The organism is Candidatus Competibacter phosphatis (assembly GCF_012939995.1).
GTDB classification, from domain to species: Bacteria; Pseudomonadota; Gammaproteobacteria; order Competibacterales; family Competibacteraceae; genus Competibacter; species Competibacter phosphatis.
Map to the genome: position 1 here is coordinate 1 of NZ_SPMZ01000025.1, position 23,624 is coordinate 23,624.

Below are 23,624 nucleotides of genomic sequence, written 5' to 3' on the forward strand. Positions count from 1 at the left end.
ATCATCCTCTCATCCCTCGACCAAGGAATTCACATGTCTACGACTTACCCCATTGCCGTACTCATCGGTAGCCTGCGCCGAGATTCGCTCAGCCGGAAGATGGCTCATGCGGTGAGTGCCCTGGCGCCCGCCTCGTTGGATTTGGAAATCGTCGAGATTGGCGCGATGCCCCATTACAACGCGGATCTCGACGAAGGCACGCCACCTTGGGAGTGGCTGGCCTTCCGCCAACAGATCCAGACGAAGCAAGGTGTGCTCTTTATCACGCCCGAGTTCAACCGATCGATTCCGGGCGCGCTCAAGAACGCGATCGACGTGGGCTCACGTCCCTATGGTCAGGGCGCGTTGATCGGGAAGCCCTGCGCCGTGATCAGCCAGTCTCCCGGCGCACTCGGCGGATTCGGCGCGAACCATCATCTTCGTCAACCCTTGGTCAGTTTGAACATGCCGGCGATGCAGCAGCCGGAAGCCTATATCGGCAACGCGGCCGCGCTGTTCGACGAACAGGGCGCATTGAGCAATGAAGCGACGCGTGAATTTTTGACCAAGTTCATGCAGTCCTTCGCCCAGTGGGTGGAACGTCACGTCTAGACGCGACCCAGCAGATCAGGGACTGAGACGACCCGCAGTTTCTCGAAGCCAAGGGTCTCCAGGCCAGAACGTCGTGGTCGATCTCGAAAGAGCGAAAAAAGCGTTGTAGGCATTACCGCCTGAAGGACCGAAACGGATTCATTCATTGGGAGTGAACGCGGTCGCCAAGAAATTCTTGAACATGATTATCCATCAATGACTTGGATTTTTTGTCCTGTACTTAGCGTTTGCCGACAAAAGCCTTATCATGACGCCCCTGCAGCAGTCAGGGATGAGGTCAGATGCCGAATTATTCTTCGATGACCGTTCGAGTACGGCAATTGCGAGCATCTGGCGAATCCGCCATCAGAAATTCAACTGAAAGGTCATTATGTCTCTCAAATGCGGTATTGTCGGGTTGCCGAACGTCGGCAAATCCACGTTGTTCAATGCGCTCACCAAGGCGGGTATCCAGGCCGAGAATTACCCGTTCTGCACCATCGACCCCAATGTCGGGATGGTACTGGTGCCCGATCCACGCTTGGAGGCCCTGGCCACCATCGTCAAACCCCAGAAAATCGTGCCGGCCACGGTCGAGTTCGTCGATATCGCCGGATTGGTGGCGGGCGCTTCCAAGGGCGAGGGATTGGGTAATCAATTTCTGGCCCATATCCGCGAGACCGATGCCATCGCCCAGGTGGTGCGCTGTTTCGCGAACGACGACGTGATTCATGTGTCCGGGCGGGTCGATCCGCGCGAGGATATCGAGACCATCAATACCGAATTGGCGCTGGCCGACCTGGCGGCCGTGGAAAAAGCGTTGCTGCGTGCCGAGAAGGCGGCCAAGGCCGGTGGACGGGAAGCACTGGAACGCAAGGCGCTGTTGGAACGGGTGCAAGCCCATCTGGATACGGGTGCACCAGTGCGGACCCTGGCGCTGGCCGCGACGGAACGCGAGCAACTGCGGGAGTTGTTCCTGCTGACCGCCAAGCCGGTGCTTTACATCGCCAACATTGCCGAAGACGGCTTCGTCGATAACCCGTTGCTGGATCAGGTCAGGGGCATTGCGGAGCGGGAAGGCGCCGAGATGGTGCCGGTGTGCGCGGCGATCGAAGCGGAGTTGGCGGAACTGGAGGACGCCGACAAGGCCGAATTTCTGGCTGACTACGGCCTGTCCGAACCGGGGCTGGATCGGGTGATCCACGCCGCCTACAAGTTGCTTGGGCTGGAAACCTACTTTACCGCCGGTCCCAAGGAAGTACGGGCCTGGACTGTTCGAGCTGGTGCCACCGCGCCGCAAGCGGCGGGCGTGATTCACACCGATTTCGAGCGCGGTTTCATTCGCGCCGAGGTGATCGCCTATGCCGATTACATCGCCTGCGGCGGCGAATCCGGCGCACGGGAGGCGGGCAAGTGGCGATTGGAGGGCAAGGACTACATGGTCCAGGAAGGCGACGTCATGCACTTCCGCTTCAACGTCTAGGCGGCGGGCATGGCCACGCCCACCCAGACTCCATGGTCTGGAGGAGGAATGCTGTCAGACGATCATGGATGCTCTGATCGTTTCTCGCCAACCTTGGTGCTGTGGGCGAGGTTCACGGCTGGGCTGGGCAAGCGGCGTCAGGCGCTTAACAGCTTCTTGATCTCTTCCACCGACAACACCTTGCCGGTGCTCTTGATCTCCCCGTTCACCGCCAGCGCCGGCGTGGTCATCACCCCGGCGTCGATGATGGCGTTGATGTCGGTCACTTTCTCCAACTCATACTCCAGGCCCAGCGCCTGAGCGGCATCGCTGGCATGCTGGCCGAGAGTGGCGCATTTCGCGCAACCGCTACCCAGAATTTGCAACTTCATCATGATCCTGATTCCCCTATGGATAGAACATACCGAACAGCACGCCGGAGAGAGTCGCCATGACCACCACCAGCGCGCAGTAAACCAGCGTCTTTTCGGTGCCGAGAATACCGCGAATCACCAGCATGTTCGGTAAGGACAGCGCCGGTCCCGCCAGCAGCAACGCCAGCGCCGGTCCTTTACCCATGCCGGCGCCGAGCAGACCTTGAACGATGGGCACTTCGGTCAGGGTCGCGAAGTACATGAACGCTCCCACCAGCGCGGCCAGCACATTGGCCACCAGCGAATTGCCACCCACCGCCGCGCCCACCCATTCGGACGGGATGATGCCCTCATGGCCGGGGCGCCCCAGCAGAAATCCCGCCAGCAGCACGCCCCCCCAGCAACAGCGGCAAAATCAGCTTGGCGAAACTCCAGGTCTGGCCTAGCCATTCCTCGCCATCGCCGACTTGCGTCGCGGCGGCCAAGGTCAAACCGATCAAACCGGCGCTGAACGCCAGTTCGGGATGTCGTGGAATCAGTATCGACAAGACGGCGACGACGACGACGGTCGCGGCCAACGGCGGCCAGCGCCACCGCCAGCGCCAGACCAGCAATCCGGCCAGGCTCAGACCCGCCAGCGCGGTCAGCGGCCACTTCCAGGCGAAGATCGCGTGCCACACCGCGCTGTCTTCGGCACTGGCGGGCGCCCAGTTGGCGAACACCAACACCGCCACCTGCAAGGCGAAAAACGTGGCGGTGTCGCCCAGCGGTCGGCCTTGGTCAGTGCCTAGTACAAACCCTTGCTGATTCGCCGCCCGCGTTTGCTCCTCGCAGCGGTAAATCCAGTGCATGATCAACCCGATCACCAGCGCGAAACTCACCGCGCCCACCGCCCGCGCCACGCCCAGTTCCACGCCGAGGATCTTGGCGGTGAGCACGATGGCCAGCACATTGATCGCGGGGCCGGAATAGAGAAACGCAATGGCTGGGCCGAGTCCCGCGCCGCGTCGATAGATGCCGCCGAACAAGGGCAGTACGGTGCAGGAGCACACCGCCAAGATCGAGCCGGACACCGAGGCTACCCCATAGGCGGCGACCTTGTGGGCGGCAGGACCGAGATATTTCATGACGGCGTTCTGGCTGATGAACACCGCGATGGCTCCGGCAATGAAGAAGGCCGGCACCAGGCAGAGCATCACATGCTCGCGAGCGTACCAATGGAGCAGCGCCAGTCCTTCCAGAATGGCGTTGTCGAATCGAGCCGCGCCCACCGGCATGAAAAAGACCAGCAGGAACACGGCGACGATGCCGCCCAGCCATTTGAATTCGGCAGGGTAGTCCCGTGCCATGGCGCGTAGCCGATTCAGTGCGTCGGCGAACGCATTCGTCGACGCGGGGGAGGTGGATAGAGTTGCCATGGCGGAACTCCTCGTTCAGGCCGCGCAGCGCCGCTGGGGCCGATTGGGCATGTCCGCCAGCGCGGCGCGGTCGGTGGAAAACGGGGTTTGCTCGGCCAGCGCCCGCTGGCAGGTCGATAGAACCTCGTGCATCCAGGCGGGGAGATCGGGGTGCAGGCGGTAGTAAATCCACTGCGCTTCGCGGCGGTCGAGGATGAAACCGGCCGCTCGCAGCGCCGCCAGATGCCGCGAGATCTTGGGTTGGATTTCACCCAGAGCGTGCGTCATCTCGCAGACACAGATTTCCTCTTCCGCCACCATCAGCATCAGGCAGCGCAGCCGGGTGGTGTCGGCCAGGGCTTGGAAAAAGCGATGAGCATGAGGCATGAGGCTTTTAATCCGCATATTCGTATATCCATATATATCACGATCCAGAGTAATTGCAAGGGCCGGCAGAGTGGGCGCCACTCGGATGGTGGCGCCTCGATCGGCGGTTACGGTAGCAGAGTACCGATACGGCCCATCTCGGCCTTCAGACGGGCGCGATCATTCTGCAATTCAGCCAACGGCAGCGCGAAAAAAGCTTCGATACGGGCGCGCAGTATCCGATAAGCGTGCAGGAAAGCCGCATCGATCTCCGCATCACCGCCGGTGGCGTGGGCCGGGTCGTCCACGCCCCAGTGCGTTCGGAGCACCGGTCCCAGATACGCTGGGCAGGTTTCGCCCGCCGCGCTGGCGCAGACCGTAATCACGATGTCGGGCGTGACGGGCAGATCGTCCCAGGATTTGCTGTGATAGCCCTCGGTCGAGATACCCTCGCGCGCCAGCAGGGCCAGCGAACGCGGGTGAATTTGGCCGGTCGGATGGCTGCCGGCGCTCAGCGCCTTCCAACCCGACGGCGCCAGATGATTGAAGGTGGCTTCGCCCAGAATCGAGCGACAGGAATTACCGGTGCAGAGAAACAGGACGTTCATGATGCAGCCTTTCAGGTCGGGTTGAGGAGCATGGCGGCGGCTGAACGAAGGCGATGGGATGACCTGTCAGCCGCGCTGGAATCGCCAAAAGTAGCTAAACGATCTCCGTTGCCGGCTGGTTCGGCCTCCGCTCGTACCACGCGCGGCTGCGATTGACGATCCCGGCGACGATCAGCATCACCGGCACTTCGATGAGGACCCCCACCACGGTGGCCAGCGCCGCGCCGGACTCAAAGCCGAATAGCGCAATGGCTGCCGCCACCGCCAATTCGAAGAAATTGCTGGCCCCAATCAGGGCCGAGGGACCGGCCACGCAATGCGGCGATCCGACCTGACGGTTGAGCCAGTAGGCCAGCCCGGCGTTGAAGAACACCTGGAACAGGATCGGAATCGCCAGCAGCAGGATCACCAGCGGTTGCTTCACGATCTGCTCGCCCTGGAAGCCGAACAGCAACACCAAGGTGGTCAGCAGCGCGGTCAGCGAGCTTGGGCCAAGCATGTCGAGCAGACGCGCCAGTCCCGCTGGACCCTGGGATTTCAGGATCGTGCCACGCACGACTTGGGCGATGATCAGGGGAATCGCGATGTACAGCACCACCGACAGAAACAGGGTATCCCACGGCACGACGATTGAGGTCATGCCTAGCAGCAGGCCGACGATGGGGCCGAAGGCGAACACCATGATGATGTCGTTGAGTGCCACCTGACTTAGAGTGAAATGCGGTTCGCCCGTGGTCAGATTGCTCCACACGAACACCATCGCGGTGCAAGGCGCGGCGGCCAGCAGGATCAAGCCGGCGATGTAGGATTCGATCCGATCCGCCGGCAACAGCGGCGCGAACAGCCCGCCGACGAACAGCCAGCCCAGCAGCGCCATCGAAAATGGCTTGATGCCCCAGTTGATCAGCAGGGTCACGCCGATCCCGCGCCAGTATTGGCCGACCTCACGCAGCGCGGCGAAGTCGATCTTGACCAGCATCGGGATGATCATCAGCCAGATCAGTACCGCCACCGGCAGGTTGACTTGGGCGATTTCCAACTTGCCGATGGCCTGGAACACGCCCGGCAGGAAGTGCCCCAGCACGATGCCGGTCACGATGCACAGCGCCACCCACAGCGTCAGGTAACGCTCGAACACCCCGAGTCGGGTACCTTCCGCCTGTTGGGCGGCGACCTCGCAGGCTGCGCTCATTCATTGTTCTCCAATACAGATTTTGCCAATCTCATCCAGCTTGGACTGCAACTCGATGTTATCCAGCGCATGGATGGGTGCCTTTAAATTCTATATTTTCATAATAATGAAAATTATAAATCGAAATCAACATCACTGAATTGCTGAGCCGAAGAACCCTTGTTAGAGCGCGCGCTGCGAATCGGGTGAGTCATGTCGCGCGATGTCTTGTCTGAGCATTGCCCAATGGCGATTCTTGATAGCGTAGTGTTTGTTCCCAAGATGACGACATGATGAAAAAATCAGCCGTATTGGCCGCGCTTAGTGCGTTGGCCCAGGAAACGCGCCTGGATATTTTTCGCTATCTGGTGGAAGTGGGTTCCGTCGGCGTGCCGGCCGGACAGATCGGCGAACGCTTCGGTCTGCCGTTGCCGACCCTATCGTTTCATCTGAAAACGCTGCAACATGCCGGTTTGATCCAACGGGTTCGGCAAAGCCGCTCGCTGATCTATTCCGCCGACTTCGGTGCCATCAACGCCGTGCTGGGGTATCTGACCGAGAATTGCTGTGCCGGGCATCCGGAAATCTGTGCGATCCCGACCTGCGAAGAGGAAGTTACCAGGAGCGATCCGCCTGAGAAACAGTCATGAAATTATTTAGTTACAACTGGTTGTCAATATTCCTTCCCCATGACGCGATAGCCCCGAGCGCCGATTCTCGCTCGGTTGCCGCTAAGCGTCGGGCCGATTAGACTAGATTTTTCATGACACTACCCCCTAAGGACGTTACCACAACGGTCAGGAGCTTATGCCGCATCACTTTCCCCCGGATTCCGTCGGTCTGGTCACGCCCCAGATCCTCCAGTTCGAAGAACCGCTGGCCCTGGATTGCGGCCGGTCCCTGGCGGAATACGAACTCGTTTATGAGACTTATGGCACGCTGAACGCCGATCACAGCAACGCCGTGCTGATTTGCCATGCCCTTTCCAGCGACCATCACGCCGCCGGTTGTCACGAGGGCACCGATCCGAACAAGCTGGGTTGGTGGGACAACTGCATCGGCCCCGGCAAGCCGTTCGATACCCGGGAATTCTTCGTGGTCTGCTGCAACAATCTGGGCGGCTGCAAGGGTTCCACCGGCCCCACCTCGATCAACCCGGAAAACCGCAAGCCCTACGGCCCGGATTTTCCCATCGTCACTGTCAAGGACTGGGTGCGCAGCCAGGCCCGCTTGGCCGACCGGCTCGGCATCGGGCAGTGGGCGGCGGTGATCGGCGGCAGTCTGGGCGGCATGCAGGCCATGCAATGGGCGATCAGCTATCCCGACCGGGTGCGCCATGTGCTGGTCATCGCCGCCGCGCCGCGACTGTCGGCGCAAAACATCGCCTTCAACGAAGTGGCGCGTCAGGCGATCATCTCCGACCCCGATTTTCATCATGGGCACTATTACGAATTCGGGGTGGTGCCGCGCCGCGGATTGATGATCGCCCGGATGCTTGGCCATATCACCTATCTGTCCGACGAAGGCATGCGCGCCAAGTTCGGCCGCGAGCTGCGTGAAGGCACGCCCAACTTCAACTTCAATTTCGACACCGAATTCCAAGTGGAGAGCTATTTGCGCCATCAGGGCAAGGCCTTCGTCGACCGTTTCGATGCCAACACCTACCTGTTGATGACCAAGACCCTGGACTATTTCGATCCGGCGGCGAGTTTCGATCAGGATCTGTCGGCGGCTTTCCATCGAACGCAGGCGCGATTCCTGGTGGTTTCCTTCACCAGCGACTGGCGGTTCGCGCCGGCCCGCTCGCGCGAGATCGTGCGGGCACTGGTCCGGGCCGGTCGCGAGGTCAGCTACAGCGAAATTGCCTCGGAGTCTGGCCACGACGCTTTTCTGATGCCGATCCCGCTGTATCATGAAACGCTGCACGGCTACCTGAGTCGGGTCGCTCGTGAGGTGAACGGCCGAACTTCCGAACCCGCCCACACCGCCGTGCCCGCCGCAACCGAGGTGAACGCCCATGCGGCCTGAACTGGAACTGATCAGCGAATGGATCCGTCCCGGTACGCGGGTGCTGGATTTGGGTTGCGGCGACGGAGCGCTGCTGGCCTATCTGCACGAGCGCCGGCAGGTCGGCGGCTACGGTTTGGAAATCGACAGCGCCAACATTGTCAAATGCATTCGGGCGGGGGTGAACGTGATTCACGCCGATCTGGAAGCGGGCCTGGAGGATTTCGGCGACAGCAGCTTCGACTATGTCATCATGACCCAGACCCTGCAGGCCGTTCGGCACACCGAACGGTTGTTGGACGAAATGCTGCGGGTGGGCCGGCAAGGTATCGTGACCTTCCCCAATTTCGGCTTCTGGCGCGGTCGGTTGCAGGTCGCCCTGCATGGCTTGATGCCGGTCGGCAAGGCGTTACCTTATCAGTGGTACGACACGCCCAACGTGCATCTGTTTACCATTCGCGATTTCGAGGCATTGTGTCGGCACAAACGGATCGACATCTTGCAGCGCATGGTGCTGGACCACGCTCACCAACCCCGGCTGGGACCGCGCTTGTGGCCCAATCTGTTGGGTGAAATCGCCCTTTACCGGCTGGGTCGCGCCTGATGCGCCCGCCGGCCAACGTCAGGATCGGATTTCGGGGAGATTCAATGTTCGCAACCGTACTCGCAGTCCATCGCCTTCGGCGACAAGACCGACCCGCCCGCCGGCGTGGCTTCACCCTGATCGAAGTCATGGTCGTGGTGGTGATCCTCAGCATCCTGGCCGCCGTGGTGGTGCCTCGCATCATGGACAACCCCGACAAGGCGCGAGTGGTCAAGGCCAAGCAGGACATCCGGGTGATCAAGAATCAACTCGATTTGTACCGGCTGCACAATTTCCGTTACCCGACCACCGAACAGGGATTGGAAGCGTTGGTGCAGAAGCCGGCCGAGGCCGCGCACTGGCAAGAGGGCGGCTATCTGGACAAGCTGCCCAATGACCCTTGGGGCAAACCCTATCAATATCTCAGCCCCGGTCAGCACGGCGACCTCGACATCTACTCGCTCGGCGCCGACGGACAGCCGGGTGGCGAGGGCGTGGACGCCGATATCGGCAACTGGAACCTGGACGAATAAGCGTCGTCAGCGGCGAGATGGCGGGAGCCGAGTGTTGCGATGCCAGCCGTGCGAATGACGTTGCCACCGCGCGGTTTCACCCTGCTCGAAGTCATGGTCGTGATGTTGTTGATCGGCATCATGACCGGCTTTGCCCTGCTGTCGGTGGGCGGTGGGCCGAAGGAACGATTGGCGGAGGAAGGGCAACGGTTGGCGGCGCTGGTGGAACTGCACCAGCAAGAGGCCATCCTGCGCGGTGAGGTACGCGGTATTCGCTTTACTCGCACCGGTTACGCGATCCTGAGCCTGAACGAACAGGGCGAATGGCAACCACCGGCCGCCGCGACCACCCTGGTTCAGCGCGAACTACCCAAGGACATCGTCCTTGGGCTTTGGATTGACGATCGGCCGGCGGCACTCGCCGCCACTGACCGGTTGCCGCAGGTGCTGCTGCTGGCCAGCGGCGAAGCCACCGAATTCGTCGCGGTATTTGGTTTCGCCGACGACCAGGGACCGGATGCACCCTTGTACCGAGTTGCCGGCGACGCTTTGGGGCGGCTAACAGCGGGCGCGGTGGAGCGATGAAGCGCGCGACTGGTTTTACCCTGCTGGAAGTGCTGGTGGCGCTGGCGGTATTGGCCATCGCCATGGGCGCGGTCATCGGCGCGACCACTCAGAGCGTCAACACCGTCGGCGTGCTGCGCGATCGAACGTTCGCCAGTTGGGTCGCCCTCAATAAGGTCAACGAACTACTGCTTGCCCCCACCGCCTGGCCTGAGGAAGGCTCGCGTAAGGGCGAGACCGAACTCGCGAATCGCGTCTGGCGCTGGGAAGCTCGTTTCGACAAGACCGACGATCCCGACATGCGCCGCCTTGAGGTCACGGTGTGGGCCGGCGAAGGTGGACCAGTTCTGGGCAAGCTGGTGGCGTTCAAGGGTCGACCGCCGAAAAAGCCCCCGGCGGATCGGACCCAGCCCGAGGGCCAGACCCCCGAGCGCGAGCGTCCCTCGCCCGCATCGCCAAAGACGGCCGTTACCCCCTCATGAAGATCGCGGCGCGCGGCTTCACCCTGCTGGAATTGCTAGTCGCCCTGGCGGTGTTTGCCATCATGGCCATTGCCGCTTACGGCGGCTTGCGCAACGTCTTGTTCACCCGAGCCGCCGTAGAGGAACAAAGCCGCCGGTTGGCGGCGGTTCAATTGGCGGTTTACCGCATGGAACAGGACGTCGAGCAAACCCTGGCGCGCGGTATTCGCGACGAATACGGTGATCCTCAGCCCGCTCTGCAAGGCGGCGCGTTGGCCAGCGACGCGCTGACCCTGACCCGCGCCGGTTGGGATAACCCGCTCGGCCAGTCGCGCGCGACCCTGCAACGGGTCGCCTACCGGCTGCGCGAGGGCCGGCTATGGCGGCTACACTGGCAAGTCTTGGACCGAGGAGGGCTGATCGAGCCGCGTGAGACCTTATTGTTGGACCAGGTGCAAGAACTCAAGGTGCGGTTCTTGGATGCGGACGACGCTTGGCAAGACGACTGGCCACCGCCCGCCGCCAGCGACGATGGCGAAACCGAACGACGTGATTCCGTGGTCTTGCCTCGGGCGGTGGAAGTAAGTCTGACGCTGGAGGACTGGGGTGAAATCACTCGGCTGTTTCCTTTGGCCGGCTGATCCCGGCGTTGGATCGGTCGTGCCGCCGAGCAACCGTGTCGCGCGCACCGGTCATCAAGCCGGTGTGGCGCTGATCACCGTGCTGCTGATCGTTTTTCTTGCCAGCGTCACCGCCACCAGTTTGGCTACCTTGCAGCAATTGGCGATCCGTCGTAGCACTGTGCTCCAGCACCAGCAGCAGGCCCGGCTGTACACGCTCGGCCTTGAACAGTGGGCGATGGTCATTTTGGCGCGCGACCGTCAGGAAAACAAAATCGATCATCCCAACGAAACATGGGCCAAGCTGCCGCTGGTCCTGCCGGTCGAGGGCGGCGAGCTTTCCGGTCGGATCAGCGACCTGCAAGGTTGTTTCAACCTCAACAACCTATGGCAACCGGCATCGGGTGGACAGTCGCCCGACCCCGACGCGAATGATCGGGAGCGCCCCGCCGATGGAGGCGAGGAGCAGGAGACGGAATCGCAAACGGCGACGGAGGACCCCGCTGCGGAATCGTCGTCCGCCAAACCCAAGTCACCCGTCGAACCCAAGTCGCCCGCCAAACCCAAGCAATCGCAATCCAAACAAGGGCAGATCGACCAACCGCAGGTGCAAGCGCTGCAACGTCTGCTGGAAAGCCTCGAATTGAAACCGGAACTGGCTCAGGCGATCGTCGATTGGATTGATCCCGACCGGGACCCGTTATTTCCAAACGGGGCCGAGGACAGCGATTACACGGTATTGAATCCGGCGTACCTGGCCGCGAACCAGCCCTTTACCAGCGTTTCGGAACTGCGGCTGGTCAAGGGCGTGGACCGGGAAATTTACGATAAACTGGCCCCCTATGTCTGTGCCCTGCCGCCGGGCACCACGCTGAACGTCAACACCGCGCTGGCACCGGTGCTGGCGGCGCTGAGCGACGACGGTGTGGACGTGACCGAACTGAAACGTCTGTTGGAAACCCGACCCGACGAGGGTTATGACAAGGTGGACGATTTTTTGAACGCGGCCAATCTGACCGTGAACGCGGAGCTGAAAGCCCAACTCGGTGTCGCCAGCCAGTATTTTCTATTACGGGCCGAGGCGCGAGTGGGCGACGGCCGAGCCATGCTATACAGTATGTTATTCCGCGACGAAAAAGGTGTCCGTGTCCTGCGGCGCGGTTTCGGCAACCAGGATTGAGACGACGTGCCTGCCCCGCTCTGTTTTTTCCGATTCGTTTCCGCCGATGAGGCGGAATGGCTGCGTCCCGACGGCGAGGTCCAGCGCGGTCCGTTGGCCGATCTGTCCAGCCAGAGCGACGGCGCGCGCCAGATACTGGTCGCGCCGAGCGAAGCGGTCACTTTGCATCGCTTGGCCCTACCCAGCCGCAAGCGTTCCACTTGGGCGCGGGCCGTGCCATTCGCCCTGGAGGATTATCTGGTCGAGGATATCGAGACGCTGCATTTTGCGCTGGGCGGCGCGGTGGATGGTGGCTATCTGCCGGTGGCGGTCGTCGATCGGATCTTGCTGAGCGCTTGGCTGGAAACTTGCGATCAAGCTGGCCTGACGCCGACTGCTGTCGTGCCGGACTCGTTGCTGCTGCCTTGGCAAAACGACGAGTGGAGCGTGCTGCTGGAAGCGCGGCGGGCGCTGGTGCGTACCGGCCGCTGGGAAGGCTTTGCCACCGAGCGCGACAATCTGGCGCTGTTGCTCGCGCAGGCGCTGGCCGAAGCCGGCGAAACCAAGCCTCGATGCCTGCGCGTCTGGGGAGCTCCCGCAACCGAACTGGCTGAAACAGAAGTCGAACCCAGCCTGGAAGATACGCCAAGCGAGCCGCTGGCGCTGTTCGCATCGGGTTACCAGCCAGCCACCGTTCTGAACCTGCTGCAGGGCGGTTACAGCCGGCAAGCGCATTGGGGCCGCTGGCTGCGGCCCTGGCGGGCGGCAGCGGCGCTGGCGGGAATGACGCTGCTGGTGCAGATCGCCGGGCAGGTGTACGACCATTGGCGGTTGCAACGGGAGGTTACGGCGCTGCGGACCGAGATCGAACGGACCTTCAAGGATGCCTTGCCGGAGGCGACTCGGATCGTCAATCCCAAGGTGCAGATGGAAACCCGCCTGCGGGAGCTGGCGCCCAGCGGTGGCAGTGGTTTCCTGGAACTGCTCTACCAAGGCGCACAGCCACTGGCCCATTTTCCGAACGTCACTTTGCGCGGTCTCGGCTACCGCGACGGGCAATTGGACCTGGCGCTGGAAGGAGGCGACCCGGCGGTGCTGGATCGGCTCCGGCAACAGTTCGAACGGCAACCGGGGCTGCGCATGGATATGCGTACCACCCAGCGGGAAGGCCAGATGGAGAGCAAGATCACGGTGAAAAGAGCGTCCTCATGAAAGCGTGGTGGGAAACCCTGAGCGCTCGCGAGCGCCTGTTAGTCATCGGGGGACTGGGGCTGACGCTGGCACTGCTGGGTTACGCGCTGGTGTGGGAGCCGTTTCGGACCAGCCATCGCCAACTCCAGCAGCGCGTCGCCGAGCAGCGCGCCGATCTAATCTGGATGCGGCAGGCCGCGCGGGAGGTCAAGCGCCTGAGCGGCAATGCCGGTACCAGCCCCACTCGCGACGGCCGCTCTCTGCTCACGCTGGTGGATCAGACCGCGCGGGCGGCGGGGTTGGCAAGCGCCCTGAAACGGGTTGCGCCCCAGGGCGAAGACAAACTGAGCGCACAATTGGATGGGGTCGAGTTCGACAAACTGATCCCCTGGTTGGGGATGCTGGAGCATGATCACCGCATCGCCATCGTCAATTTGAGTATCGATCGCGCCAATGCCACCGGGCTGGTGAATGCTCGCATCATCCTGCGGGAAACCCGGCCATGAAGCGTTTCTTGGGTTACGGCCTGCTGGGGTTGCTGGCGTTTTTGCTGTTTCTGTTGCTGCGGGCTCCGGCCGGTTTGGTGGTCGGTCTGTTCGACGAGCGATTGCCCGGCCTCAATGTGCAAGCGGTGGATGGGACCGTGCTCAACGGTTCGGCCTGGGGCGTGAGCTGGCGCGATACGTCGATCGGAAAGCTGAATTGGAACTGGCGGCCATTCGTCCTGTTGAGCGGATGGCTGGAATTCAGGCTGGACACCGATGATCCCGACGCTAAACTGATGGGAAACGTCGCGATAGGATGGGATCGCCAACTGCGGTTCCGCGATTTCAGTGGTCGCCTGCCGCTGGCCAAACTGAGCGAATTGGCCGGCCAGCCCACCCCGCCACTGCGGGGAGTGGTGGAATTCGACCTGCGGGAATTGAAGCTGAACGCCGCCGGCCTGCCGCAATCGGCCGCTGGCGTGGTTCATTTGTTAAACTTACATATCATGCTGGGCCAACCGCTGAATCTTGGCGATTTCGTGGTGCAACTGAGTCCGGCAACACCGGAAGGCCTCCAGGGCGTGGTCAAGGACAACAACGCGCCGCTGGATCTGGCGGGCATCTTGAATGTATCGCCCGACCGTCGTTATCGTTTCAGCGGGTCGGCCGCTGTCCGTGATGCCGGCAACCAGGCTCTACGCCAGATGCTGAACCTGCTGGGGCCGCCCGGTGGCGACGGCCGCTGGAAGCTGGACTTTTCGGGTACCCTGGCCAAGTAGGCCCCGCCGCCACGGGAGCGGTTTATTCCCCTCGATCCCGCAAGCACGCTCCAATCACGCGATCGCAAAGCAACAACCAGGGAGAAAACGTCGATGCAACCACGACTGCGCGGATTATTGGCCCTTCTGGCACTGCTGATGTTGGCTGCCTGCGCCACCACCGAGCCAGCACCGTCTCCGATCAGGCTTCCAGCCAGCGCGAGCAAGCCCCCCGATGCGGCATTTCCAGCGCCACCGGAACTACAACCGCAGGTTGAATTTTGGAGCAAGGTCTATGGAGTCTGGGGGGCGCGGTCAGATCGCCCTGCACGACGACCGCTACATGGATGTCATCTACGGGGTGATTACCTTGCCCGGTCCAGTGGACGAAGGCCAAACCGCCGAACAAAAGAACTTTGCCAAGGAGCACTATGAAACCCTGAAGGAGCTGTTGCGCCAGGTGGAGTTCAAGTCGGCGGCCAACATCCCGCTGACGCCGGCCGAGCAGTCCTTGGCGAATTACATCCGCAAAAGCAGTGGTGGACCCGGTGCCATCGTCGGCGCCAGCGAACGGTTGCGTAGCCAGCGTGGTCTGCGCGAGCGCTTTAAGCAGGGTCTGGAAATCAGTGGCCGCTACGATGCGGCGTTCCGCAGCGTGTTCCGCGAGGCCGGCTTGCCCGAGGATCTGGCCTATCTGCCGCATGTGGAGTCGTCTTTTCAGAACCATGCCGCTTCTTCGGTCGGCGCGGTGGGCATGTGGCAGTTCATGCCGGGCACCGCGCGGCAATTCATGATGCTGAACGCGGCCGTGGACGAGCGGCGCGATCCCGTGGCATCGGCGCAGGGTGCCTCTCGCTATCTGCGGGATGCTTACGACCGCCTGGGTAGTTGGCCGCTGGCGCTGACTTCGTACAATCACGGCGTTGGTGGCATGCAACGCGCTCAGCAGGCTTTCGGCAACGATATTGGCGCCATCGTGCGGAGCTACTCGGGGTCCAATTTCGGGTTCGCGTCGCGGAACTTCTATACCGAATTTCTGGCGGCCCGCAATGTCGCCCGCAATCCCCAGCGGTTTTTCCCGGAGGGCGTCAGCTACGAACCTCCCCTCAACCTGGATCGGGTCCGGTTGCGGCAATCGGTATCCATGCCAATGTTAGCGAGTTATTACGAAGTTAACTCGTGGGAATTGATCGATCTGAACAAGGCATGGAAACCCGCGGCGCAAGATGGACGGGTTGCGCTGCCGGCGGGAACCATGGTTTGGCTGCCGGCCGGGACGGTATTGCGCCTGACCCAGCGTGGCACCGCTGACCGGGCGCTGGCGCTGGCCGAACCCGTCAGTACCGTTCGTCTGCGCTGATAACGCCCGGGTTTCCTCCCATGAAAAACCCCTCCTGTGGGGAGGGGGTTCCGATAACGCCAAGGCGGGACGTCAACCCAATTTCTTGAGCAATTCCCTGGCTTGTTGCTGTTGGGAGGCGGTGCCCTCTTGTAGTGCCTCCTCCAGCAGGCTGCGTGCTCCCACCTGATCGCCCATGTCCAGATAGGCCGTGGCCAAATCCAGTTTGGTTTCCACGTAATCGGCGACTGTTTCCCGATTGCCGCCGGGGGTTGACACGCTGTCAGCCCCCATCTTGCCAAGATCGAGCGATCCGTCGTCGATCCCCCGCAACTCCTCGTCCAGCTTCAGCGGTTCGATGGGTGCGCCGGGCTGCTCCAGTTCCTGGGTGATGTCGGTGAATTCGAATTTCCGGGAGGGTGGCGGCATGGACAGCGGTTCGATCTGGAGAGGCGTTGCCGGCGGCCGCGCCGTTGGCTCACTCACCAGATCGAACACGCCGGGTGCCTGCGGCGGGTTGACTGTTGCGCCCGATTCGGTCGGCCTCAGTTCCAATGGCGGCAAGTCGGTTTTCGACCGCGCGGTATTTTCCAACCCCAGGTCGCCAAAGTCGAAATCCAAGTTGTCCAGCCGCAGTTCGGAAGGCAGGTCTGCCTGGGGGGATTGAGCAGGCGCCTTGTCCGACGCCAGTTCCGCCGACAGGAATGGATTGGTGGCGGTGCGGGTTACCGAAGCCGTGGGAGGCTCCGTATCCGGCAAGCGCGGTGTTTCCAGTTTCTGCGTCGAGGCAGCGTCTTTTCCGCCCACCGGCGGGTCCCCCAGCCCGAAATCGATGTCCTTGAGCAGTTCATCAATGGGTTTGGGTGGCGTTGCCGCCGGTTTAGGTACGGCGGGTTTGGATGCTGCCGGCATGGTCTCAGTCTCGGTCGGGGTCGGGGCCGGGGGGACCGCCGAACTGGCGACGGCGGGCCTCGGCCGAACGGAACGAGATTCGCGGATCTGGGTGCGAGTCGTCGGCGCGGAAGATTCCTCCGGCGCGGGCTGCGGCTCGGCGATCGCTTCCGGTGGTTGAATCGGCGGCTGTTTCGGCTTGGCGGGACGCCGCAACAGCGGCAGTAGCACCACTGCGGCCACCGCCAGCACGATCATGGCGAGGGCGATCCAGACCACTGGGTTGGCCAGCCAACTGAATTCGCTTTCCTCCGGTTGCACCACCGGTGGTTTGGCCACCGGCGGCGGCCGGACGAGCGCCGGTTCCGGTTGGGCCACGGGAGGTGGGGGTTCCGGCTGCGCGGCCGGTTGCACCTCGGACGTGGCGCCGGCCGGCGCTGGTAACGTCTCTCCCTCCGTTTGAGGGATACTGGTTTGAGGAATGATCTCCCGCAACGGTTCGGCCGGCACCGGTAACGGTTGAGGCTCCACGGGCGGCGGTATCGTGGCAAGCGGCGGAGCCGGCTCCGGTGGCGAGATGGCCGCCGGTTGCGCGGTCGGCTCGACCGGTTGCGGCTCGACCGGTTGCGGCTCGATCGGTGGTTGCGGTTGGGTTGGGGCGGACTCGGTGGGTGCCGCTGCGGCCACATTCGGAACGGGTGGCGTGGGTCCGCCCTGCACGCCCAGCGCCTGCGGAGTCGGCACCTTGAGCACGGAACCCGCTCGCAGGACATTCGGGTTACCGTTGACGAATGCTTCCGAATTGCCAGCCACCAGGATCGCCATCATTTCCGGCAGCTTGATGGTGGTCGAGGGGCGAACCTGGCTGGCAATCCCCATCAGCGTTTCACCGGATTTGACTGGCCCGTAAGACGTCGCCCCCTCGAAGCTGACCGGTGGGGCCGGCGGCAGCCCCGGAACCGGTGAGGCAGCGGCGGTGGGATCGGCCGCGACCGGTGGTGGCGCCATGACCGGTGGCGGCGGTGGCGGCGGCAACCGACGGTTGGCATACAGTGCCGGATCAAGTTGGACTGGAAAGGCCCGTAGCAACCGGCCGCGTGGCCACGCCAGTTCCAGTAGCAAGGTAAAGTTGGGTTCGCGGAGTGGCTCGATCGAGGTGATCTTGAGAACGTTCGGACCGCCGGGCGGCGCCTGAACCGAGAAGCGCAGCTTCGATAGAAATTCATAGCGCTCGACCCCCGCCCAGTCGAACTCCTGTTGGCGCGGGACCTGGGCGGTCAGGCCGATCAATTCGACGGGGTTGCTGCTGATCAGGGGGATTTCGGCTTCGAAGTTCTGATTGAGCGCCGAGCGTACCTCAAGAGGGCCGACACCCAGGGCAAAGGCGCACAACGGTGCTACCAGCCCGGCCAAAAGGGATAGTCGGATTAATATCCTGGTCGGCATGGACTGTCTCCATTCCGCCGCCGGAGCGTCGCGGTGCCGGCGGGATTGGCTTGGATGTCGCCACCGGCGCATCGAGCCGGCGGCCTTCCCGCTTCGAGATCTCTCGAAGCTTCCCCTTAAAGATACTCCTTAATGCAGAGGATTTCCGCGATTTGGATGTAGTTTCGAGAACCGGCACGCGGGCGGAAAACGATCGATGGGGAGAAATCACGCTTCCAGCAGGATGCGCAGCATGCGGCGCAACGGTTCGGCCGCCCCCCACAACAACTGATCGCCGCAAGTGAAAGCACCCAGATACCGGGATCCCATGTTGAGCTTGCGCAGCCGGCCGACCGGCACGGCCAGGGCACCGGTGACGGCGGCGGGAGTCAGCTCACGCATGGACAGCTCGCGCTCGTTCGGCACTACCCGCACCCAATCGTTGGCGGCGCCGATCATCTCGATCAGTTCGTCCAGAGGGACATCCCGAGTCAGTTTGATGGTCAGCGCCTGACTATGGCAGCGCATCGCCCCGACTCGCACGCAAAGGCCGTCGATGGGGATGGGATGGTCCGTGCGTCCCAGGATTTTGTTGGTTTCGGCCTGCCCCTTCCATTCCTCGCGGCTTTGGCCGTTATCGAGCTGTTTGTCGATCCAGGGGATCAGGCTGCCGGCCAGTGGTACGCCGAAGCTGGTGGTCGGGAAAGCGCTTGACCGCAGCGTGTCGGCCACGATGCGGTCGATTTCCAGAATCGCCGAGGCCGGCTGCTCCAGCCGGTCGGCCACGGCGGCATGCACGGCGCCCATCTGTTGGATCAACTCACGCATGTTCTGGGCACCGGCGCCGGAAGCGGCCTGATAGGTCATGATGCTCGCCCACTCCACCAAGCCGTGCGCGAACAGCCCGCCCAGCCCCATCAGCATCAGGCTGACCGTGCAGTTGCCGCCGATGTAGTCCTTCGCGCCGCGCGCCAACGCGCTCTCGATCACTTCGCGGTTGACCGGGTCGAGAATGATGACCGCGTCGTCCTGCATCCGCAGCGCCGAGGCGGCGTCGATCCAGTAGCCTTGCCAGCCGGCGGCGCGCAGTCGCGGGTAAATCTCATTGGTGTAATCGCCGCCCTGGCAGGTGACGATGACATCCAGCGCCTGCAAGTCGGCGATGGATCGCGCGTCTTTCAGCGCCGGAGTATCCTTGCCGATGGCCGGCCCCTGGCCGCCCACATTGGACGTGGTGAAAAACACCGGATCGATCAGGGCAAAATCGTTTTCCGCCATCATCCGATCCATCAGCACGGAACCCACCATGCCGCGCCAGCCGACCAAACCCACTCGCTTCATCATCGCCGTACCTTGAGTAGATCATCGCCAAACAGTTGCCAAAAGCGAGGAATCCCCGCCGGAAAAGATCGCATCCTTGATCCGCGCCTTTTTACTCCATCAGCGCCGCCACCACCGCGTCGCCCATCGCCTGAGTGCCGACCGGGGTCATGCCGGACGTGGTGATGTCCAGCGTGCGCAGACCCTGATCCAGTACCCGGCCAACAGCGTCCTCAATCCGTCCGGCCAGTTGCGGCTGGTTCAGGCTATAGCGCAGCAACATGGCCGCCGACAGGATGGTGGCCAGTGGATTGGCCAGGCCCTTGCCGGCGATATCGGGCGCGGAACCATGAATCGGTTCGTACAACCCCTTGCCCTGGCGATCCAGCGAGGCCGATGGCAGCATGCCGATCGAACCGGTCAGCATGGCGGCGCAATCCGATAAGATATCGCCAAACAGGTTGCCGGTCACGATCACGTCGAATTGCTTGGGTGTGCGGACCAGTTGCATGGCGGCGTTATCCACGTACATATGCGACAACTCCACGTCCGGATAATCCCCAGCCACCCGTCCAGTGACTTCGCGCCACAATTCGGAGGCTTCCAGCACGTTGGCCTTGTCCACCGAGCACAGCTTGCGGTGACGCTTGCGGGCCGCTTCGAACGCGACTCGGGTGATACGCTCGATCTCCGGCTCGCTGTAACGCATGGTGTTGAAACCTTCGCGCTCGCCGCTGTCCAGGGTACGGATGCCGCGCGGCTGACCGAAGTAGATATCGCCGTTCAACTCGCGCACGATCAGGATATCCAGTCCGGCGACGATTTCCGGCTTGAGCGCCGACGCCGACGCTAGTTGCGGGTAGAGCAGCGCCGGGCGCAGGTTGGCGAACAGTTCCAGGTCGGCGCGGATCGCCAGCAGGCCGCGCTCCGGGCGCAACGGTCGCTCGATCCGCTCCCATCGGGGGCCGCCGACCGCGCCGAGCAGGATGGCGTCGGCCTCGCGCGCCTGGCGACGAGTGGCCTCGGGATACGGCTCGCCGAGCTCGTCCACCGCGCAACCACCGAGCAGGCCGTATTCCAGCACCACATCCAGACCGTGTTCCTGGCGCAGGCATTCCAATACTTTCGCCGCTTCGGCGACGATTTCCGGGCCGATGCCGTCGCCGGGCAGGACAAGGATCTTATGGGTCATGCGCGTTCGCTCCCTCCGCGGAGTTCAGGAAAACAGCCAGGGCGCCTGTTGGCGCCGCCGCGCCTCGTAGGCACGGATTTCGTCGGCGTGGCGCAGGGTCAGCTCGATGTCGTCCCAGCCATTGAGCAGACATTCCTTGCGAAAGGGATCGATCTGGAAACCGAGCACCGCGCCCTGAGGGGTGAGCACGGTCTGCGCCAGCAGATCCACAGTCAGCCGATAACCGGGTTGCGCCATGACCGCCTTGAACAAGCGGTCGACCGTCTCGACCGGCAACCGCAACGGCAGCAAGCCCGACTTGAAGCTGTTGGTGAAAAAAATGTCGGCGAAGCTGGGCGCGATCACGCAACGAATACCGAACTCGTCCAGCGCCCAGACCGCGTGCTCGCGCGAGGAGCCGCAGCCGAAATTTTCCCGCGCCAGCAGGATGCTCGCGCCCTGGTAGCGCGACTGGTTCAGGTTGAATTCCGGGTTCGGCGGGCGCCGCGCGCAATCCATGCCCGGTTCGCCGTGATCCAGATAGCGCCATTCGTCGAACAGATGGGGGCCGAAACCGGTGCGCTTGATCGATTTCAGAAACTGCTTGGGAATGATGGCGTCGGTGTCCACGTTGGCGCGGTCCAAGGGGACCACCAGACCGTCGAGTCGGTTAAAGGCTTGCATCGCTATCTTCCTCAGAATATCCGTGCGTCCACGAAATGGCCGGCCAGCGCCGCCGCCGCCGCCATCGCCGGGCTGACCAGGTGGGTGCGCCCGCCCTGTCCCTGCCGTCCCTCGAAGTTGCGGTTGGAGGTCGAGGCGCAGTGTTCGCCGGGCAGCAAGCGATCGGCATTCATCGCCAGGCACATCGAACAGCCCGGCTCGCGCCACTCGAAGCCGGCGGCGCTGAACACCCGATCCAGCCCCTCGGCCTCGGCCTGCTGTTTCACCAAGCCGGAACCCGGCACCACCAGCGCCTGCTTGATGTTTGGCGCGACCTTGCGGCCCTTGATCACCGCCGCCGCCGCGCGCAGATCCTCGATGCGGCCGTTGGTGCAGGAGCCGATGAACACCCGATCCAGTTTGATCGAAGTGATCGGCATGTTTGGCCGCAAGCCCATGTAACGCAATGCCCGTTCCATGCCGTCGCGCTTGACCGGGTCGGCTTCCTGGGCGGGATCGGGAATGCGTCCCCCCACCGCCGCCACCATTTCCGGCGAGGTTCCCCAGGTCACTTGCGGCGGGATCGTCGTCGCGTCCAGCGTCACCACCTGGTCGAATTCGGCGTTGGGATCGCTGTGCAGCTCGCGCCAGGCCGTGACCGCCCGATCCCACTCTTCGCCTTGGGGCGCGAACGGCCGATCCTTGATGTAGGCGAGCGTGGTGTCGTCCACCGCGATCATGCCGGCGCGGGCCCCAGCCTCGATGGCCATGTTGCAGACCGTCATCCGTCCCTCCATGCTCAGCGCCCGGATGGCGTCGCCGCCGAATTCGATGGCGTAACCGGTGCCGCCGGCGGTGCCGATCCGGCCGATGATCGCCAACACGATATCCTTAGCGGTTACGCCCGGCCGGGTCCGCCCGTCCACTCGCACCAGCATCGCTCTGGATTTTTTCTGGATCAGGCACTGGGTGGCCATCACATGTTCGACCTCGGAGGTGCCGATGCCGAAGGCCAGCGCGCCGAACGCACCGTGGGTCGAGGTGTGCGAGTCGCCACAGACCACGGTCATGCCCGGCAAGGTGGCACCCTGCTCCGGTCCGACCACATGAACGATGCCGCGACGGACGTCGCCAATGGGAAAGTAGCGCAGGCCATGCTCTCGGGCGTTGACGTCCAGGGTTTCGACCTGCAAGCGGGACACCGGGTCGGCGATGGTGGTGAATCCGGGATCGGTCGGGGTGTTGTGATCGGGCATGGCCACCATCGATTCCAGGCGCCACGGCCGGCGGCCGGTCAGTTGCAGGCCCTCGAACGCCTGCGGCGAGGTGACCTCGTGCACCAGATGGCGATCGATGTAGAGCAGCGCCGTGCCGCCGGAATCGGTCCGTACCAAGTGAGTGTCCCAGAGCTTGTCGTAAAGGGTCTTGCCGGCCATGCCTTATCTCCTGCCTCAAGATATCGTTCAGCTTAAGGCGCGTTGACGGATAACACAAATTCATATTTTTCATAATTCATATAAAATAAAAGCATCCATTACCATCGCCAGAACAACACCCATCTCCATGGATATCGCCGGCTTGCAAGCGTTCGTCACCATTGCCGACAGCGGGTCCTTTTCGCTGGCCGCCGGGCGGTTGCACCTGACCCAACCGGCGGTCAGCAAGCGGTTGGCGGCTTTGGAAGCGGAACTGGATACGCGGCTGTTCGACCGGCTGGGCCGGGCAGTGCGGCTGACCGAGGCCGGCGGCGTGCTGCTGCCGCGGGCATTGCGCATCCTGGCCGAGCTGGACGACACCAGACGGGCACTGCGCAATCTGTCGGGAGTCGTCACCGGGCCGCTGACCCTCGCCACCAGCCATCACATCGGCCTGCATCGTTTGCCACCGGTCTTACGGATCTTTTCCAGCCGCTATCCACAGGTGCGCCTGGACATGCGGTTCATGGATTCGGAGCTGGCCGGCGCGGCGGTGCTGCGCGGCGAGGTGGATCTGGCGGTCATCACCCTGCCGCCACGGCTCGAACCGCCGCTGGAAGTGCTGCCGCTTTGGCCGGACCCGTTGATTGCGATCGCTTCGCCCGCGCACCCGCTGGCGGAACCGGCCACCGTCACGCCGGAAAGCTTGAGCCAATATCCCGCCATCCTGCCAAGCGAGGCGACCTTCACCCGGCGGATCATCGAGGAGGGTCTGGCACGGCTGGGAGTGACGCCGCTGGTGGCATTTTCCACCAACTATCTGGAAACCATAAAAATGATGGTGGCGGTTGGGCTGGGTTGGAGCATATTGCCACGCACCATGCGCGATGCGGATCTGGTCGAATTGAGCGTGGACGGGCTGCGGCTGGAGCGCGCCTTGGGGGTGGTGCGGCACACGGGCCGCACTTTGTCGAACGCCGCCCGGGCGATCCTGGACACTTTGCGGGAGTGATGCCAGCGGCGGGAAGGAAGGGTTTGCGCGAGGGTCGCGCGGCTTGGACTTTCGCGCTGGATACCCTGGTATCTTTTCGCCGTTCCCGGCGTCGATTTTT

At 62.9% G+C, this 23,624-nt stretch carries 24 protein-coding genes and 1 pseudogene; 15 read left to right on the top strand and 10 right to left on the bottom strand.

The features are described from left to right. Positions 1–33 precede the first annotated feature (33 nt). Positions 34–591 (top strand): NADPH-dependent FMN reductase, encoded by a 558-nt coding sequence (locus E4P82_RS09195; protein ID WP_169248602.1) that lies wholly within the window; start codon positions 34–36, stop codon positions 589–591. A gap of 370 nt (positions 592–961) precedes the next feature. Further along, entirely contained in the window at positions 962–2,053 is a 1,092-nt protein-coding gene (gene ychF / locus E4P82_RS09200) for a redox-regulated ATPase YchF (protein WP_169248603.1), read from the top strand. Positions 2,054–2,190: 137 nt separating this feature from the next. Here ychF and E4P82_RS09205 read toward each other — a convergent pair whose 3' ends face one another. From E4P82_RS09205 to arsB, 5 genes and pseudogenes are all read right to left on the bottom strand, one after another. After that, on the bottom strand, positions 2,191–2,424 hold the full coding sequence (locus E4P82_RS09205; protein WP_169248652.1) for a thioredoxin family protein: 234 nt from the start codon (positions 2,422–2,424) through the stop codon (positions 2,191–2,193). Between the two features lie 16 nt (positions 2,425–2,440). Further along, positions 2,441–3,755 (bottom strand): annotated as a pseudogene (locus E4P82_RS09210) (permease). An 84-nt stretch (positions 3,756–3,839) separates the two neighbouring features. After that, positions 3,840–4,190 carry a metalloregulator ArsR/SmtB family transcription factor gene (locus E4P82_RS09215; protein WP_169248604.1) on the bottom strand — a complete coding sequence of 117 codons (351 nt, stop codon included), beginning with the start codon at positions 4,188–4,190 and terminating at the stop codon, positions 3,840–3,842. 107 nt (positions 4,191–4,297) lie between these two features. Then, a complete protein-coding gene (locus tag E4P82_RS09220; protein ID WP_169248605.1) occupies positions 4,298–4,777 on the bottom strand; it encodes an arsenate reductase ArsC in 480 nt (159 codons plus the stop codon). A 94-nt stretch (positions 4,778–4,871) separates the two neighbouring features. Beyond that, on the bottom strand, positions 4,872–5,969 hold the full coding sequence (gene arsB / locus E4P82_RS09225) for an ACR3 family arsenite efflux transporter (RefSeq protein WP_169248606.1): 1,098 nt from the start codon (positions 5,967–5,969) through the stop codon (positions 4,872–4,874). Positions 5,970–6,238: 269 nt separating this feature from the next. On the opposite strand from arsB, the gene E4P82_RS09230 reads away from it, so the two are divergent. From E4P82_RS09230 to E4P82_RS09285, 12 genes are all read left to right on the top strand, one after another. Next, positions 6,239–6,598, top strand: coding sequence for an ArsR/SmtB family transcription factor (locus E4P82_RS09230; protein WP_312914536.1), 360 nt, complete (start codon positions 6,239–6,241; stop codon positions 6,596–6,598). A gap of 157 nt (positions 6,599–6,755) precedes the next feature. Further along, positions 6,756–7,976: a homoserine O-succinyltransferase MetX gene (metX, locus tag E4P82_RS09235; RefSeq protein WP_169248607.1), complete on the top strand. Its 1,221-nt coding sequence runs from the start codon at positions 6,756–6,758 to the stop codon at positions 7,974–7,976. Continuing rightward, a complete protein-coding gene (gene metW, locus E4P82_RS09240) occupies positions 7,966–8,559 on the top strand; it encodes a methionine biosynthesis protein MetW (protein ID WP_169248608.1) in 594 nt (197 codons plus the stop codon). The genes metX and metW overlap by 11 nt, the downstream gene beginning before the upstream one ends. A 44-nt stretch (positions 8,560–8,603) precedes the next feature. After that, positions 8,604–9,071 (top strand): type II secretion system major pseudopilin GspG, encoded by a 468-nt coding sequence (gene gspG, locus E4P82_RS09245; RefSeq protein WP_169248609.1) that lies wholly within the window; start codon positions 8,604–8,606, stop codon positions 9,069–9,071. Between the two features lie 39 nt (positions 9,072–9,110). Further along, positions 9,111–9,635 (top strand): type II secretion system minor pseudopilin GspH, encoded by a 525-nt coding sequence (gene gspH / locus E4P82_RS09250; RefSeq protein WP_169248610.1) that lies wholly within the window; start codon positions 9,111–9,113, stop codon positions 9,633–9,635. Further along, positions 9,632–10,096: a type II secretion system minor pseudopilin GspI gene (gene gspI / locus E4P82_RS09255; RefSeq protein ID WP_169248611.1), complete on the top strand. Its 465-nt coding sequence runs from the start codon at positions 9,632–9,634 to the stop codon at positions 10,094–10,096. Before gspH ends, gspI begins: the two co-directional genes overlap by 4 nt. Continuing rightward, positions 10,093–10,716 (top strand): type II secretion system minor pseudopilin GspJ, encoded by a 624-nt coding sequence (gene gspJ, locus E4P82_RS09260; RefSeq protein ID WP_169248612.1) that lies wholly within the window; start codon positions 10,093–10,095, stop codon positions 10,714–10,716. The genes gspI and gspJ overlap by 4 nt, the downstream gene beginning before the upstream one ends. Positions 10,717–10,735: 19 nt before the next feature. Beyond that, complete coding sequence (gene gspK, locus E4P82_RS09265; protein WP_169248613.1) at positions 10,736–11,875, top strand: type II secretion system minor pseudopilin GspK; 1,140 nt, start codon at positions 10,736–10,738, stop codon at positions 11,873–11,875. Positions 11,876–11,881: 6 nt separating this feature from the next. Next, positions 11,882–13,066, top strand: a complete 1,185-nt coding sequence (gene gspL / locus E4P82_RS09270; protein ID WP_169248614.1) for a type II secretion system protein GspL — start codon at positions 11,882–11,884, stop codon at positions 13,064–13,066. After that, the gene (gene gspM, locus E4P82_RS09275; protein ID WP_169248615.1) at positions 13,063–13,551 is read left to right on the top strand and encodes a type II secretion system protein GspM; all 489 of its coding nucleotides are present in this window, start codon (positions 13,063–13,065) and stop codon (positions 13,549–13,551) included. Before gspL ends, gspM begins: the two co-directional genes overlap by 4 nt. Continuing rightward, complete coding sequence (locus tag E4P82_RS09280) at positions 13,548–14,309, top strand: type II secretion system protein N (RefSeq protein WP_169248616.1); 762 nt, start codon at positions 13,548–13,550, stop codon at positions 14,307–14,309. The genes gspM and E4P82_RS09280 overlap by 4 nt, the downstream gene beginning before the upstream one ends. A gap of 274 nt (positions 14,310–14,583) precedes the next feature. Beyond that, entirely contained in the window at positions 14,584–15,648 is a 1,065-nt protein-coding gene (locus tag E4P82_RS09285) for a lytic transglycosylase domain-containing protein (RefSeq protein ID WP_169248617.1), read from the top strand. A 72-nt stretch (positions 15,649–15,720) separates the two neighbouring features. Here the strand turns inward: E4P82_RS09285 and E4P82_RS22810 are convergent, their stop codons facing one another. From E4P82_RS22810 to leuC, 5 genes are all read right to left on the bottom strand, one after another. Next, positions 15,721–17,964, bottom strand: coding sequence for a FimV/HubP family polar landmark protein (locus E4P82_RS22810; RefSeq protein ID WP_169248618.1), 2,244 nt, complete (start codon positions 17,962–17,964; stop codon positions 15,721–15,723). Between the two features lie 207 nt (positions 17,965–18,171). After that, positions 18,172–19,284 carry an aspartate-semialdehyde dehydrogenase gene (gene asd, locus E4P82_RS09295; protein ID WP_169248654.1) on the bottom strand — a complete coding sequence of 371 codons (1,113 nt, stop codon included), beginning with the start codon at positions 19,282–19,284 and terminating at the stop codon, positions 18,172–18,174. A 91-nt stretch (positions 19,285–19,375) separates the two neighbouring features. Continuing rightward, complete coding sequence (leuB, locus tag E4P82_RS09300) at positions 19,376–20,455, bottom strand: 3-isopropylmalate dehydrogenase (RefSeq protein ID WP_169248619.1); 1,080 nt, start codon at positions 20,453–20,455, stop codon at positions 19,376–19,378. A 24-nt stretch (positions 20,456–20,479) separates the two neighbouring features. Then, positions 20,480–21,118 (bottom strand): 3-isopropylmalate dehydratase small subunit, encoded by a 639-nt coding sequence (gene leuD / locus E4P82_RS09305; RefSeq protein WP_169248620.1) that lies wholly within the window; start codon positions 21,116–21,118, stop codon positions 20,480–20,482. Between the two features lie 11 nt (positions 21,119–21,129). Further along, a complete protein-coding gene (gene leuC / locus E4P82_RS09310; RefSeq protein ID WP_169248621.1) occupies positions 21,130–22,533 on the bottom strand; it encodes a 3-isopropylmalate dehydratase large subunit in 1,404 nt (467 codons plus the stop codon). Positions 22,534–22,660: 127 nt separating this feature from the next. On the opposite strand from leuC, the gene E4P82_RS09315 reads away from it, so the two are divergent. Continuing rightward, positions 22,661–23,524: a LysR family transcriptional regulator gene (locus tag E4P82_RS09315; RefSeq protein WP_169248622.1), complete on the top strand. Its 864-nt coding sequence runs from the start codon at positions 22,661–22,663 to the stop codon at positions 23,522–23,524. Positions 23,525–23,624: the final 100 nt, after the last annotated feature.

Bases quoted from the DNA above. Each gene is read 5' to 3' on its own strand.
- leuB (WP_169248619.1), bottom strand. From the start codon at position 20,455: ATGACCCATAAGATCCTTGTCCTGCCCGGCGACGGCATCGGCCCGGAA.
- E4P82_RS09280 (WP_169248616.1), top strand. From the start codon at position 13,548: ATGAAGCGTTTCTTGGGTTACGGCCTGCTGGGGTTGCTGGCGTTTTTG.
- leuD (WP_169248620.1), bottom strand. From the start codon at position 21,118: ATGCAAGCCTTTAACCGACTCGACGGTCTGGTGGTCCCCTTGGACCGC.
- arsB (WP_169248606.1), bottom strand. From the start codon at position 5,969: ATGAGCGCAGCCTGCGAGGTCGCCGCCCAACAGGCGGAAGGTACCCGA.
- E4P82_RS09195 (WP_169248602.1), top strand. From the start codon at position 34: ATGTCTACGACTTACCCCATTGCCGTACTCATCGGTAGCCTGCGCCGA.
- ychF (WP_169248603.1), top strand. From the start codon at position 962: ATGTCTCTCAAATGCGGTATTGTCGGGTTGCCGAACGTCGGCAAATCC.
- gspI (WP_169248611.1), top strand. From the start codon at position 9,632: ATGAAGCGCGCGACTGGTTTTACCCTGCTGGAAGTGCTGGTGGCGCTG.
- gspG (WP_169248609.1), top strand. From the start codon at position 8,604: ATGTTCGCAACCGTACTCGCAGTCCATCGCCTTCGGCGACAAGACCGA.
- gspH (WP_169248610.1), top strand. From the start codon at position 9,111: ATGCCAGCCGTGCGAATGACGTTGCCACCGCGCGGTTTCACCCTGCTC.
- asd (WP_169248654.1), bottom strand. From the start codon at position 19,284: ATGAAGCGAGTGGGTTTGGTCGGCTGGCGCGGCATGGTGGGTTCCGTG.
- E4P82_RS09220 (WP_169248605.1), bottom strand. From the start codon at position 4,777: ATGAACGTCCTGTTTCTCTGCACCGGTAATTCCTGTCGCTCGATTCTG.
- E4P82_RS09315 (WP_169248622.1), top strand. From the start codon at position 22,661: ATGGATATCGCCGGCTTGCAAGCGTTCGTCACCATTGCCGACAGCGGG.
- E4P82_RS09285 (WP_169248617.1), top strand. From the start codon at position 14,584: ATGGAGTCTGGGGGGCGCGGTCAGATCGCCCTGCACGACGACCGCTAC.
- E4P82_RS09205 (WP_169248652.1), bottom strand. From the start codon at position 2,424: ATGAAGTTGCAAATTCTGGGTAGCGGTTGCGCGAAATGCGCCACTCTC.
- gspM (WP_169248615.1), top strand. From the start codon at position 13,063: ATGAAAGCGTGGTGGGAAACCCTGAGCGCTCGCGAGCGCCTGTTAGTC.
- gspJ (WP_169248612.1), top strand. From the start codon at position 10,093: ATGAAGATCGCGGCGCGCGGCTTCACCCTGCTGGAATTGCTAGTCGCC.
- E4P82_RS09230 (WP_312914536.1), top strand. From the start codon at position 6,239: ATGATGAAAAAATCAGCCGTATTGGCCGCGCTTAGTGCGTTGGCCCAG.
- metX (WP_169248607.1), top strand. From the start codon at position 6,756: ATGCCGCATCACTTTCCCCCGGATTCCGTCGGTCTGGTCACGCCCCAG.
- E4P82_RS22810 (WP_169248618.1), bottom strand. From the start codon at position 17,964: ATGCCGACCAGGATATTAATCCGACTATCCCTTTTGGCCGGGCTGGTA.
- metW (WP_169248608.1), top strand. From the start codon at position 7,966: ATGCGGCCTGAACTGGAACTGATCAGCGAATGGATCCGTCCCGGTACG.
- E4P82_RS09215 (WP_169248604.1), bottom strand. From the start codon at position 4,190: ATGCCTCATGCTCATCGCTTTTTCCAAGCCCTGGCCGACACCACCCGG.
- leuC (WP_169248621.1), bottom strand. From the start codon at position 22,533: ATGGCCGGCAAGACCCTTTACGACAAGCTCTGGGACACTCACTTGGTA.